Below are 13,318 nucleotides of genomic sequence, written 5' to 3'. Positions count from 1 at the left end.
AAAGTACTAGTCGTTTAACTTTAAAACAGCCATAAATGCTTCTTGTGGAATTTCTACATTACCTACTTGACGCATTCTTTTCTTACCTTTTTTCTGCTTTTCTAATAACTTACGCTTTCTAGAAATATCTCCTCCATAACATTTTGCAGTTACATCTTTACGCAAAGCTTTGGTGGTTTCTCTGGCAATAATTTTGGCCCCAATTGCAGCTTGGATAGGAATATCAAATTGTTGTCTTGGAATTAAAGTTTTTAATTTCTCTACTATTTTTTTACCAATTGTATAGGCATTATCTGCATGTAATAAAGCAGAAAGTGCATCTACAGTGTCTCCATTTAATAAAATATCTACTCTTACTAATTTCGATTCTTTCATTCCTATTGGATGATAATCGAAAGAAGCATAACCCTTAGAAACTGTTTTTAAACGATCATAAAAATCGAATACAATTTCTGCCAAAGGCATTTCGAAAATAAGCTCTACTCTTTGTGTTGTTAAATAGGTCTGATTTACAATTTGCCCTCTTTTTTCTATACAAAGTGACATTACTTGACCTACAAAATCTGATTTGGTTACAATTGAGGCTTTAATAAAAGGCTCTTCTACTCTATTTAATTTAGAAGGCTCAGGTAAATCTGATGGATTATTTACAATTAAGATTTCATCTGGTTCTTTATTGGTAAATGCATGATATGATACGTTTGGCACAGTTGTTATCACTGTCATGTTAAACTCACGTTCTAAACGTTCTTGAATAATTTCCATGTGTAACATACCCAAAAATCCACATCTAAAACCAAAACCTAAGGCTGCAGAACTTTCTGGTTGAAACACCAAAGAAGCATCATTTAATTGCAGTTTTTCCATAGAATAACGCAATTCTTCATAGTCTTCTGTATCTACAGGATAAATACCTGCAAAAACCATTGGCTTTACATCTTCAAAACCATCAATAATTTCTGTTGTTGGGTTGTGTGCGTCTGTAATAGTGTCTCCTACTTTTACTTCTTTCGCAGTTTTAATACCTGTAATTAAATACCCTACATCTCCTGTTTTTACAGTTTTCTTAACTACTTGTTCTAGTTTTAAAGTTCCAACTTCATCAGCAAAATAATTTTTTCCTGTAGCCATGAACTTTATTTCTTGACCCTTTTTTATCTCACCATTAATTACTCTAAAGTAAGTTTCAATTCCTCTATAAGAATTGTAAACCGAATCAAAAATTAGGGCTTGTAAAGGTGCATCTGGTTTACCTTTTGGTGCAGGAATTCTATCGATAATTGCTTCTAAAATATTGTCTACACCATAACCAGTTTTACCACTTGCGTGTATCACTTCTTCTGGATCACAACCTAACAAATCTACAATATCATCTGTAACCTCTTCTGGGTTGGCAGATGGTAAATCTACTTTGTTTAGAATAGGAATAATCTCTAAATCATTCTCTAAAGCCAAGTATAAGTTAGATATTGTTTGAGCTTGTATACTTTGTGCTGCATCTACAATTAACAAAGCACCTTCACAAGCTGCAATAGATCTAGAAACTTCGTAAGAAAAATCTACATGACCTGGAGTATCAATTAAATTTAGAATATATGGTTCTCCATTATGAACAAAATCCATCTGAATAGCATGCGATTTTATGGTAATTCCACGTTCACGCTCCAAATCCATATTATCTAATAACTGATTTTGTTTTTCACGTTCAGTTACAGAGCCAGTATAATCTAACAATCGATCTGCTAAAGTACTTTTACCATGATCTATGTGAGCAATTATACAAAAGTTTCTAATATTCTTCATACTTCGTTATCTAACTACTTTCAATCTACAAAGATATGCTATTTACACACCTTCTCAAACAAAAAAAGTACAACGAAAATCATTGTACTTTTATTAAAATTTCATCTTAAAATTAATAGTCTCTTTTTAATTCAGAAATGGCAATGGTAAACTCTTCTTTATTTATAGTTTCATCACCTGTTTTATCATAACCTTTTAGCATTTCACCTGCAACCATACCTCTAATAAAACCATTTACACCTGCTTCTTTTAGTAGGTCTTTAATTTCATCTTTATTTAAAGCACCATCCTTATCTTTATCAAAAGCGATAAATGCTTCTTCAGTAGTTGCAAACTTTGTAGTTATTAATTTGTGAATGTCTCTTAAAATATTCTCTTTTGCGCCCATACTTTGCTATTCTTTAATGCCAGATTCTTTTATTGCTTCTTGAAACTCTACCCAACTTACTAAATCGTCTTTATTTTGATCAAAACTTTGCATCATAAATTCTGCTACTAAACCTCTAATGATACTACTTACTTTAGCTTCTTTTAGCAGCACTTTAAAATCGTTTTTAGTAAGAAAACCATCTTTATCTGCATCGTAAAAATCGAAAGCTTGCTTAGGATTCGTAAATTTACTTCGCATTAAAGTTTCTATATTTCTTAGGATTTTATCTTTAGTCCAAGCCATTTATTTTTGTTTCTAATTTAGAAATTGAATGATATCAATCCTATTAGTCTTGCCATTCTGCAATAAACAGATTCGTATCTCTTCCTCCTCCATTATTTCTATTAGAAGAAAAAGCTAATTTTTTACCATCATTAGAAAAAACAGGAAACGCATCAAACGTTTCTCCATGTGTTACTCTTTCTAAGTTTTTACCATCAATATCTATTAAATATAAATTGAAAGGAAACCCTCTTTCTGCTTCAAAGTTTGATGAAAATAAGATCTTTTTTCCTGAAGGATGAAAAAACGGACTCCAATTGGCATTTCCTAAATCTGTTAATTGACGTAATTCAGAACCATCTGCATTACAGATATACAGTTCCATTTCTGTAGGTTCTACTAAACCTTCTGCTAACAAATCTTTATACGCTTTAATTTCCTCTTCAGTTTTTGGTCTAGAAGACCTAAAAATAATTTTAGTTCCATCAGGAGAAAAGAAAGCTCCTCCATCATAACCTAGTTCGTCTGTAATTTGTTTTACATCAGATCCATCAATATTCATGGTATACAGTTCTAAATCTCCACTTCTGGTAGATGTAAACACAATTTTATCGCCTTTAGGCGAAACAGTTGGTTCTGCATCATACCCTTTTTCATTGGTTAATTGCTTTACAATATTCCCTTCTAAATCTGCCACAAAAATGTCGAAACTATCGTAAACTGGCCAAATGTATTTTCCGTTTTTACGCAAAGGAACTTCTGGGCATTCTTCGTCTACCAAATGCGTAGATGCATAAATAATGTGTTTGTTATCTGGTAAAAAATAGGCACATGTTGTACGTCCTTTACCTGTAGAAATCATTGGTGGCATGTTGTTTTTAAAATTCTCATCAGCATTCATTAAAAACATCTGATCACAACCTACATTCCATTTTGTGTAGTTTGATTGAAACACTAATTGTTTATCGTCAAAACTCCAATAAGCTTCTGCATTATCTCCTCCAAAGGTTACTTGTCTTATACTTTTAAAGTGAGTTTCTTCAGGATATATTAAGGAGTCTTTTACAACTTCTTTCTCTAATTCTACTACTTTTGGCTTTTGTTCATTTTTACAAGAAAGCATCATTAATGCTAATACTACAAAGGAAATAATTCTCATTTTCTAATTTATTAATTAACTTTACAAAAATAATATTATCATGATGAAATACAGTATAATTCTAATCTTTTTGAGCTTATTAGTTTCTTGTAAACCAGAAATTAATCAAGAAAATCGAATAAAAGAAGATGTTGCTTTTTTAGCTTCTGATGCTTTAGAGGGCAGACAAACAGGAACTGAAGGAGAGAAAAAAGCTGCCAAATATATTTCAGAAAGATTTGCAGAATTAAACTTATTAGAAAAAGGGACTAACAAATACTTACAGCCATTTACATTTAAGCCTAAAACCAATCCTCATGATGAAGTTAAGTTCGATGTAAATGGAGATGGAACTATTACAGGTAATAATGTTATTGGTTTTGTAGACAATAAAGTAGAAAATACTATAATTATTGGAGCACATTATGATCATTTAGGTTTTGGTGGTGAAGGTTCTTTATATAGAGATTCTATTAAAGCCATTCATAATGGTGCTGATGATAATGCATCTGGAATTGCAATCTTGTTAAACTTAGCTGCAAGATTAAAAGATAAAAACACCAATAATAACTATCTATTTATGGCTTTTTCAGGTGAAGAAATGGGTCTTTTAGGTTCTAATTATTTTGTGAAAAACCCAACTATAGATACAAAAAAAGTGTCTTACATGATTAATATGGATATGGTTGGTAGAATGAAAAAAGATTCTACTTTGGCTGTTTATGGTACAGGAACTTCACCAATATTTAAGCAAGTCTTAAAATCTCATAATGACAATTTTAAACTAGTGCAACAAGAATCTGGAGTTGGGCCAAGTGACCATACTAGCTTCTATTTAGCAGATATGCCTGTGCTACATTTTTTTACTGGTCAGCATGAAGATTATCACAAACCAGGAGATGATTCAGAGAAATTAAATTATGATGGAATGTATCTAATTTCTGATTATATTTTTAACATCATTTCTGATTTAGATGATAATGGAAAATTAGCGTTTAGAAAAACTAAAAATGAAAGCGACAGTACTCCTAGATTTAAAGTAGGTTTAGGTGTAATACCAGATTATTTATTTGATGGTGTAGGAATGAGAATTGATGGTATATCAGAAGATAAACCTGCACAAAAGGCAGGCTTGCAAAAAGGAGATATTGTTGTACAATTAGGTGATAGCACAATTACAAACATGATGAGTTATATGCGTGCTCTTTCTGTTTTTGACAAAGGCAGCAAAACAAAAGTTGTTGTTAAAAGAGGAGAAGAAAAAGTAGAAAAAGAAATTAATTTTTAAACAGTAATCTAATTATTAAAGTTATGCAAGTATCGAAAAATAAAATAATTATTCTTTTTGTATTGGCTGCACTATGTATTGGTTTTGGTAGTTATACATATTTCAAAAATTCATCAAGCACAAATCCTCAAGCTATATCGTTTACTGGAACAGCACAAGAATTTAATGCAAAAGTTCTTCAAAACCCTTTAATTTGGACAAATAAAACTGTTTCCTTAAAAGGTAGAGTTACTTTTATAAATGCAACAACCTTCACTTTAAATAGTCAGGTATACTGTAAATATGATAAACTAAACAAACTTATTAAGTTAAATCAAGAAGTTACCATAAAAGGTAAAGTAGCTAAATATGACAGTTTGATGGGCGAATTGTATTTAGAAGAATGTGTTGTTCTAAACAGTAACTAAATACTTTTACATAGTTTTTATTTCATATTACATTCTAAAATCACCTTAGTTTTACTTATTTCAGATCATTCATTTCATGCAATGAATATAGGAATGTGAGATTTTTGTATAATTTAGTTGAAAGTCTTGTTCCAAATTAAGATGAGTTACAAGCGTGTTCTTACTTGTTAGTTAAAGGAAATAAATCAATGTATTGTTAAAATAGAAGTAGAAAAAGTTAAGAAAGAAGTTGTTTTTCACCTTAATATCAAGCCCTTTTTTTTTAGCAGTTTAATCAACATTTAATGTGGTGTACCACCTGATTTCCAAACACTTGTTTTGCTAAAAATCATTAAAAAATTATTTTTTTTTATGATTAGTTTAAATTTTATTATTATGTTTGTCTTTCAAGTATAGCATCCTTAATTGGTTTTTATACTGCCAAACTAATTACTAAACCCCTTTAAAACTACTTAACCCCTTAACTACAAACTAACCCCTTTTCCAACTTTTTAACCCCTAACCTAATGACTACAACATTACAGAATGCTTGTATGTTAGACGTATATAAAAAATATATACTTATAGCGTGCATACTCTTAACTGCTATCAATTCTTTTGCACAAACAGACTTTGATAATTTATCCTATTTTGAAGATTTTGACACACCTGGTTATCCTGAAAATACTCCTCCTGGAGCTTATTGGTCTTTTTACAACGAAATTTACCCAAATCAAGATTCTTGGAATAAATTTATTCCTGGAGATGGAAATGCATACATTACTGTAGACCCAGATATTACAAATGATCTAGATTGGATTCACCCTTTTCAAACCTTAATTTTTGGAGGTGTAGCAGAAAATCATCGACTTGAAGTTAGAATGAAAGGAGCTGTTGTAGATGGTGGCTTAGTAGGTTTTCTTTTTACTTATCGTCAAGAAGGATCTATTTTTAATGAAGTTGATATTGAAGTTGTTGCAGATGATAGTGCTACAGCTACTCATGAAACCTTGCCACAAAATAATGGTTGGACAGATGCCAGATTTAATACTTGGAGAAATGCCAATGAAAATTCTGCACGTCCGTTTACAGGCACTAAAAAAGCCATTGTAAATGATAACAATGAAAAAATATCGCTCATAGATGATCAATTTCACACCTATACTATAGATTGGAGAGCAGATAGAATCGATTTTTTTATAGATGGTGTTTTGCAAGAAACCATTACAACAAACATCGCTACTGGCAAATCTGAAGTAATTTTTGGATTTAGACAATTGCCTTGGGCCAATGATTTTAATTGGAGTGGAACACAAACCATGGTTATAGACTACCTTAAAATAGAACCTATTTTTGTAGAAACTTTTGCTGCAGACGATAATTTTATCACAGAATTTGAAACTCCCATAGAATTAGATGTTCTGGACAATGATACAAAAAATACAAGCATAATTTCTTTTGATGCAACCTCTGAACAAGGAAATTTAATAACTCAAAACAATTCTATTTTAACCTTTACACCTGCTGTTAGCTTTGCTGGTAATGATAGTTTTACGTACACTTTAGAAGATTCTGAAGGTATACAAGCTACAGCTACAGTTAACATTAAAGTAAACGAAAGACCTTTAGAGGCCGTTAATGATGCAATTTCTGTAAATGTTGGTAGTAATGATATAGCCATAGATGTTTTAGCAAACGACTTTTATGGTGAGTTTGGAGAAAACCCAACCCACCCATTAACACTTCCTGGAGGAAAGACTGCAACAGCAAGTGATAATGGTGCAGCAATTAGAGTTTACGATGGCCAAGTATATTATAGTGCTCCAACAAATTTTGCAGGTATAGATACATTTGTATATACCATAACTGATGCTAATGGTTATGCAGACACAGCAACTGTTACTATAACTGTTGGAGGAGATTATCCTGCAGAAGCAGCAAATGATAGTTTTTCTGTAGATGTAGATACAGCTACAACTCTAGATGTTTTAGCGAACGATATGCCAGAAAATGTAACTATTATATCAGCTGATGCCTTAAGTTCAGAAGGATTTATAGTAACCATAGAAAACGCTACAATCTTGTATACACCAACTAATAGTTTTACAGGAATGGATGAATTTGAATATACCATAGAAGACGCAAATGGCAATCAATCTAGTGCTACAGTAGCTTTGGTAATTGAAGCAAAAACAGTTAACTCTAGTTCTTTAGAAGCAATAGATGATGTGATAACTGTTAATATTGGTAGTGCAAATATCACCATAGATGTATTAGACAATGACAATTATGGTGTTAGTGGCATGAATACCTCTCATCCACTAACATTAACCAATGGTAAAATTTCTACTGCAAGTAATAATGGAGGTCCTATTCAAGTTTCAAATGGTACAATTATTTATTCAGCTCCATCACATTTTGTAGGGGTAGATTCGTTCACGTATACAATTACAGATGCAAATGGTTTTGCAGATACAGCAACTGTAAATATTACAGTTGGTGGAGATTTACCAGCTGAAGCAGTAGATGATAATTATTCTATAAATGTAGATGAAGCTACAAGTTTAAATGTACTTGAAAATGATTTTCCTGCCAATGCTACTATTATAAATTTTGATACTACAAGTCAACATGGATTTGCAATTTCATTGGCAACTACTGAATTGGTTTATGAACCTATTAATGGTTTTATGGGCAATGATAGTTTTACTTATACTATAGAAGATGCAAATGGAGTACAGTCTAGTGCAACAGTTTCGCTTACAGTAGAAGAAGAAGTTATAGAAAGTGGACCAATTAGAGCTGTTAATGATACTTTAGCTTTACTAGCAGAAAGCAGTAATACAATAATTGATGTAACTGAAAATGATAGTTTTGGAACTTTTGGACCAAATGAAAATCATCCTCTTACCTTAACGAATGGTAAATTAACTACAGAGAGTAATAATGGAGGAGCAATTCGTGTTCTAAATGGAGCTATAGAATACTCAACACCAAGTAATTTTACAGGAATAGACACCTTCGAATATACAATTACAGATAAAAAAGGATTTGCAGAAAAAGCCATTGTAAGAATAACAGTTACTGCAGAACCTTTAGAAACTGCAGCTATAGATGATACATTTAATATTCATATAAATACAGCAACTGCTATAGATGTTTTAGAAAACGACATTACCAATGGTGGTTCAATCATTACTTTTGACACAACCAGTACAGAAGGTTTTACAATTTCTACAGACGCTCATTTATTGGTGTATTCTCCAACAGGAGACTTTGAAGGGCAAGATTCTTTTACGTATACTATAGAAGATACAGAAGGTGTACAATCTACTGCCATCGTTTATTTAACTGTAGAGGAAGAAGTTGTACAAACAGGATCTGTAGATGCTATAGATGATGAAATTACAGTTACAGAAAAAGCTGAAAACATTCTTATAGATGTTACAGGTAATGATAATTATGGTGCAAATGGGCCAAACTCGTCTCATCCTTTAACGTTAACCAATGGTAAATTAGTAACAGCTAGTGATAATGGAGGTGATATACGTGTTGAAGATGGTAAAATTAATTACACAACTCCTTCAGATTTTGTAGGTACAGATACATTTGTTTATACAATTACTGATGGAAATGGCTTTGCAGATGCTGCAACTGTAACTATAAATGTTGTAGCAGAAGCATCTTCAAAAAACAGTACAGATACTTCATTAAATGAAGTGGATGATATTGCTGGTTTTAATTCACTATTGAATGAATTTGCAGTATATCCTAATCCATCAAATGGAGCATTTAAAAATATTCTATTTAGTGATATCAACACCAAAGGTCAATTAATGGTGTTAGATATTACAGGTAAAACTATTTTTACATCTAAAATTAGCATTGCTAAAGGTAAAAACGAATTTGATTTTAATTTAAATTTGAGTACTGGAATTAAATTTGTTAGAATTGTGAGTAGTGAAGCAGATTTCGGAATTAAGAAACTAATTATCAAATAAGCTATATTTACACTATAAATAGCTTAGAACAAATTTGATGCTAAAAACAAAACAGGATATTACAATAAAAATACATCTATTAATTTCTGTATGTATTGTAATTCCTGTTGCATTTGTTTATGGCTTTAAGCCCAGTTCTCAATTCGAAATTTACCCAAAAACTTTAGATGAACTCAATGCCTTTAAAGCAATTATGGGCCTTTACTTGGGTTTTGCTACTTTATGGATTTTAGGAACCTTCAAGCCTAAGTTCTTAACTGCTGCTTTAATAACTAATATGATTTTTATGTTGGGTTTAGGCTTTGGTAGGGTACTTAGTTTTCTGCTAGATGGTTCACCAACTTTTGGCTTTTTATTTGGTATGTATGCAGAACTAATTTTAGGTTTTTACGGACTTTGGGTTTTAACATATAAAAACAGTAATTTTGCAAAAAATTAATTTGTTTTGGCAAAAATAGACAACATAGAATTAGGCGATTTTCCATTATTATTAGCACCTATGGAAGATGTGTCTGACCCACCTTTTAGAGCTTTATGTAAAGAAAATGGTGCAGATGTTGTGTATACAGAATTTATATCATCTGAAGGTTTAATTAGAGATGCTGCTAAAAGTGTTATCAAATTAGATATTTACGAAAAAGAAAGACCTGTAGGAATTCAGATTTTTGGAGCCAACTTAGACTCGATGTTAAAAACCATCGAAATTGTAGAAAAATCGAATCCAGATATTATAGATATCAACTTTGGCTGCCCAGTTAAAAAGGTAGTCTCTAAAGGTGCAGGTGCAGGTATTTTAAAAGATATAGATTTAATGGTTTCTCTTACAGAAGCTATGGTTAAGCATACAAATTTACCTATCACAGTAAAAACACGTTTAGGCTGGGATCATGATTCTATACGAATTGTAGAAGTTGCAGAACGTTTACAAGATGTAGGTTGTAAAGCCATCTCTATACATGGTAGAACAAGAGCTCAAATGTATAAAGGTAATGCAGATTGGAAACCAATTGCAGCTGTAAAAAACAACCAAAGAATGCATATTCCTGTTTTTGGAAATGGTGATGTAACCACTCCAGAAAGAGCCATGGAAATGAGAGATGAATATGGTTTAGATGGTGCTATGATTGGTAGAGCCTCTATTGGATATCCTTGGTTTTTTAACGAAGTAAAACACTTCTTTAAAACTGGAGAACATTTGGCAAAACCATCTATTGCAGAAAGAACTAAAGTTGCTAGAAGACATTTGCAAATGGCTATAGATTGGAAAGGTGAACGTTTAGGAGTTGTAGAAACAAGAAGACATTATACCAATTACTTTAAAGGGATACCTCATTTTAAAGATTATCGTTTGCAAATGGTTACTTCAGATGATCCTGCAGATGTTTTTAAAACCTTTGATGAAGTAGAAGCTAAATTTGGTGATGCTCTAATACCTGATATTCGCTAAATAACGAATTACCTACATTTAATAGAACTTAAACGATAGTAAATTGCTAACTATCTCATTAAATGATTTATAACTTAAATAAAACTTATCTTTAAGGTATACATAAAGTTTATGAAAATTAACTTTTATAGATTTAACCTTAAATGAAACATAAAGTAAATCTCAATACAAAGTAAAGGAGATCACTAAAAAGAAACATTTGGGTTAAGCCCAAAAACAATCTAGCTAGATTATTTTTTATTTTATTAGTCCAACATTCTAAAAGAGTTTACCATCTTTTCTACTTCAGGAAGATAGGTGTCATAATATTTAGGCTTTGCTACATATTGAATATTATAACCCTTATTATCTTTAAAAAAGAGAAAAAAACTTCTAGTGTAACTTACTTTAGTATTTATTTTTTCTGAATATTTTACAATATACATATCACCATAAATTTTATGTTTTCCTTTTAATAACAAATACTTGAATTTATCTTTTGGAAACCATTTGCTTCTATAATTTACAAAATAATGCAAGTAATCATCTATAGAGAATGATTGAGAACACTCTTTACGAATTTTATTTAAACCAATATATACATGAGCTTTTCGTGAGTAATAGTTTAAAGAATCAATATATTTATCCTCTAAAAAATACGAATCACCATTACTAGTTTTCCCTTTTTTCCAGTCTTTGGGTTTAAGTATGGTGTAATTTAATTTTTGGTTTGCTCTCTGTAAACTATCCAATTCTTCAAAAGGATTATCCTTACACCTTTTCTCTACTCTTTTGGTTGATGAGCAAGAATAAATAGCTGCTATTAAACCTACAATTAAAATTTTCTTTATCATTATTCTATAATTCTAAAAGTTTCTAACATGGTTGTAAAATCATCTAAATAATTAGGAAACTGATCTGTTTGTGCAAAATAAGTGATTCTGAAGGGTTTTGAGTTGTAATAAAAACTGACTTCTAAAATAGTATAATTATCACCTAAAATATATTCTCTAGAATTAACAAGTGAATACTTTTTGTAGATAGAATGCTCATTATATACTACTGTAAAACCAAGGTTTGTATCTCTTTCTTTAATATTATCTACTAAGTCATTTGTAAATTTCTCTAAGTCTGTAATATTATCATCTACCTTTAAAGTATTTTCATCCATTATATGAACTTTAACATATAGATTCTCTTCTATAGCTTTTTTAGGTTTATAACAAAACTGACTATGAGTATCAAAATATCCAGACCAATTATCGGGTATTTTTAAGGAATAACTTTTTTGGTATTGAGAATAATCTCCTGTTACAACCTTTCCATTTTTAAGATATCTTGGGCTGTTTGTACTAGCACAACCCATACACATTAGGAAGAAACCTAATGTATAAGTCATTTTAAAAAATTTAAGCATACTATTTTTCAATGAATTTTTGGTTGATTCTACTACTCGCTATTTTAGCTGCAACAAAACCTAAAACTGTTATCGTAAATATAACAATTATCAAATTATAAAACTGAAATTCTACTGGGTAAGCCAAGTTTTCAGTAATCATAAATAAACCAAATGCGTCTTGCAAGAAAACCAAAATTACACCCAATACTAAACCAACTAACATTCCAAAAAAGGTAAGTAAAAAGCCTTGATACACAAATATCTTTTTAATTTCTTGTATGGTGGTTCCTAAATTATATAAGGTTTGTAAATTCTGTTTTTTATCGATGATCATCATAATTATAGCACCAATTACATTAAATAAAGCTATAATAATAATTAAGGTAAAAATAAGGTAAGAAACAAAGTTCTCTGTATTTATAACTTTATAAAACACCTCATTCAATTGTTCTTTGGTTTGCACTTTATAAGTATCACCTAAAGTTTGTTGAAGTTCTTCAGCTACAGCATCTGAAGCAGAAATATTAGTAATTTTTAGCTCTAAGGCTGTTACTTGATTTTCTTGATATTTTAATAATTCTTTTGCCTGATTTAAGGTTACATAGACAAACTTATTTTCAAACTCTTCTGTGCCTGTATACAAACCCAAAACCTGCACATCCATTTTATAAAATGCATTATTAGGATTTATAAAACCCTTACCAGGTTTAGGTATCATTACAGTTAATGGCCTGCCATAACTATTTACACCTAAAGATAATTTTATGGCAATTGCTCTACCAATTACTGCTGTATTTGTGTAAGTAGTATCTAACCAATCACCAATATAAATAGCATCGTCTATTTTGGTAACATTGGCATAATTGGTATCTACACCTTTTACAAAAGCAACTTCGTTTTTATCTCCATATTCTAAAAAGACACGTTCTTCTATAACTTTTGCATAGGTTGTAATGTTAGGATTATCATCTAAAACTTGCAGAAAATCATCATCTAACAAAAACGATTTACCTTTTACAGAAGTTATTTTTAAATCTGGGTCTGATGCATCTAGCAAACTATAGCTAAATGTGCGTAAACCAGAAAAACCAGAAAGGATAATAAACAACGCTAAAGAACTTACAATAACCCCAAAAGAGGCTATTATAGTTATAATATTAATAGCATTATTGCTCGTTTTTGTAAATAAGTATCTTTTGGCTATGTAGTAAGAAAAATTCAAATA

General features: G+C 30.8%; 12 protein-coding genes. 5 read left to right on the top strand and 7 right to left on the bottom strand.

The window, feature by feature from the left end; genetic code table 11:
• Positions 1-6: 6 nt before the first annotated feature.
• From lepA to LPB302_RS11395, 4 genes are all read right to left on the bottom strand, one after another.
• On the bottom strand, positions 7-1,803 hold the full coding sequence (gene lepA / locus LPB302_RS11410; RefSeq protein ID WP_053973429.1) for a translation elongation factor 4: 1,797 nt from the start codon (positions 1,801-1,803) through the stop codon (positions 7-9).
• Positions 1,804-1,915: 112 nt separating this feature from the next.
• A complete protein-coding gene (locus LPB302_RS11405) occupies positions 1,916-2,191 on the bottom strand; it encodes an EF-hand domain-containing protein (protein WP_053973430.1) in 276 nt (91 codons plus the stop codon).
• 6 nt (positions 2,192-2,197) lie between these two features.
• Positions 2,198-2,476 carry an EF-hand domain-containing protein gene (locus tag LPB302_RS11400; RefSeq protein WP_053973431.1) on the bottom strand — a complete coding sequence of 93 codons (279 nt, stop codon included), beginning with the start codon at positions 2,474-2,476 and terminating at the stop codon, positions 2,198-2,200.
• 43 nt (positions 2,477-2,519) lie between these two features.
• Positions 2,520-3,614: a TolB family protein gene (locus tag LPB302_RS11395; RefSeq protein ID WP_053973432.1), complete on the bottom strand. Its 1,095-nt coding sequence runs from the start codon at positions 3,612-3,614 to the stop codon at positions 2,520-2,522.
• 43 nt (positions 3,615-3,657) lie between these two features.
• Here LPB302_RS11395 and LPB302_RS11390 point away from each other — a divergent pair, with 43 nt between their 5' ends.
• From LPB302_RS11390 to dusB, 5 genes are all read left to right on the top strand, one after another.
• On the top strand, positions 3,658-4,881 hold the full coding sequence (locus LPB302_RS11390; protein WP_053973433.1) for a M28 family peptidase: 1,224 nt from the start codon (positions 3,658-3,660) through the stop codon (positions 4,879-4,881).
• 23 nt (positions 4,882-4,904) lie between these two features.
• Positions 4,905-5,288 carry an OB-fold nucleic acid binding domain-containing protein gene (locus tag LPB302_RS11385; protein ID WP_053973434.1) on the top strand — a complete coding sequence of 128 codons (384 nt, stop codon included), beginning with the start codon at positions 4,905-4,907 and terminating at the stop codon, positions 5,286-5,288.
• 506 nt (positions 5,289-5,794) lie between these two features.
• Positions 5,795-9,268, top strand: coding sequence for an Ig-like domain-containing protein (locus LPB302_RS11380; RefSeq protein WP_053973435.1), 3,474 nt, complete (start codon positions 5,795-5,797; stop codon positions 9,266-9,268).
• A 37-nt stretch (positions 9,269-9,305) separates the two neighbouring features.
• On the top strand, positions 9,306-9,707 hold the full coding sequence (locus LPB302_RS11375; RefSeq protein ID WP_053973436.1) for a DUF4345 domain-containing protein: 402 nt from the start codon (positions 9,306-9,308) through the stop codon (positions 9,705-9,707).
• A 6-nt stretch (positions 9,708-9,713) separates the two neighbouring features.
• Positions 9,714-10,715 (top strand): tRNA dihydrouridine synthase DusB, encoded by a 1,002-nt coding sequence (gene dusB / locus LPB302_RS11370; protein WP_053973437.1) that lies wholly within the window; start codon positions 9,714-9,716, stop codon positions 10,713-10,715.
• Between the two features lie 245 nt (positions 10,716-10,960).
• Here dusB and LPB302_RS11365 read toward each other — a convergent pair whose 3' ends face one another.
• From LPB302_RS11365 to LPB302_RS11355, 3 genes are read right to left on the bottom strand one after another with little or no spacing between them, the layout of a single operon-like run.
• On the bottom strand, positions 10,961-11,548 hold the full coding sequence (locus LPB302_RS11365; protein WP_053973438.1) for a hypothetical protein: 588 nt from the start codon (positions 11,546-11,548) through the stop codon (positions 10,961-10,963).
• Positions 11,548-12,093, bottom strand: a complete 546-nt coding sequence (locus LPB302_RS11360; RefSeq protein ID WP_143032688.1) for a hypothetical protein — start codon at positions 12,091-12,093, stop codon at positions 11,548-11,550. The genes LPB302_RS11365 and LPB302_RS11360 overlap by 1 nt, the downstream gene beginning before the upstream one ends.
• A 19-nt stretch (positions 12,094-12,112) precedes the next feature.
• The gene (locus LPB302_RS11355; protein WP_053973440.1) at positions 12,113-13,315 is read right to left on the bottom strand and encodes an ABC transporter permease; all 1,203 of its coding nucleotides are present in this window, start codon (positions 13,313-13,315) and stop codon (positions 12,113-12,115) included.
• Positions 13,316-13,318: the final 3 nt, after the last annotated feature.

Origin of the sequence: Polaribacter dokdonensis (assembly GCF_024362345.1) — a bacterium.
GTDB lineage: Bacteria > Bacteroidota > Bacteroidia > Flavobacteriales > Flavobacteriaceae > Polaribacter > Polaribacter dokdonensis.
The sequence above is the reverse complement of the archived record's forward strand: the minus strand, read 5'-3'. Positions and strand labels throughout refer to the sequence as shown.

Excerpts from the sequence above, each read along its gene's own strand:
- lepA (WP_053973429.1), bottom strand. The coding sequence starts at position 1,803 with ATGAAGAATATTAGAAACTTTTGTATAATTGCTCACATAGATCATGGT.
- LPB302_RS11405 (WP_053973430.1), bottom strand. The coding sequence starts at position 2,191 with ATGGGCGCAAAAGAGAATATTTTAAGAGACATTCACAAATTAATAACT.
- LPB302_RS11400 (WP_053973431.1), bottom strand. The coding sequence starts at position 2,476 with ATGGCTTGGACTAAAGATAAAATCCTAAGAAATATAGAAACTTTAATG.
- LPB302_RS11395 (WP_053973432.1), bottom strand. The coding sequence starts at position 3,614 with ATGAGAATTATTTCCTTTGTAGTATTAGCATTAATGATGCTTTCTTGT.
- LPB302_RS11390 (WP_053973433.1), top strand. The coding sequence starts at position 3,658 with ATGAAATACAGTATAATTCTAATCTTTTTGAGCTTATTAGTTTCTTGT.
- LPB302_RS11385 (WP_053973434.1), top strand. The coding sequence starts at position 4,905 with ATGCAAGTATCGAAAAATAAAATAATTATTCTTTTTGTATTGGCTGCA.
- LPB302_RS11380 (WP_053973435.1), top strand. The coding sequence starts at position 5,795 with ATGACTACAACATTACAGAATGCTTGTATGTTAGACGTATATAAAAAA.
- LPB302_RS11375 (WP_053973436.1), top strand. The coding sequence starts at position 9,306 with ATGCTAAAAACAAAACAGGATATTACAATAAAAATACATCTATTAATT.
- LPB302_RS11365 (WP_053973438.1), bottom strand. The coding sequence starts at position 11,548 with ATGATAAAGAAAATTTTAATTGTAGGTTTAATAGCAGCTATTTATTCT.
- LPB302_RS11360 (WP_143032688.1), bottom strand. The coding sequence starts at position 12,093 with ATGACTTATACATTAGGTTTCTTCCTAATGTGTATGGGTTGTGCTAGT.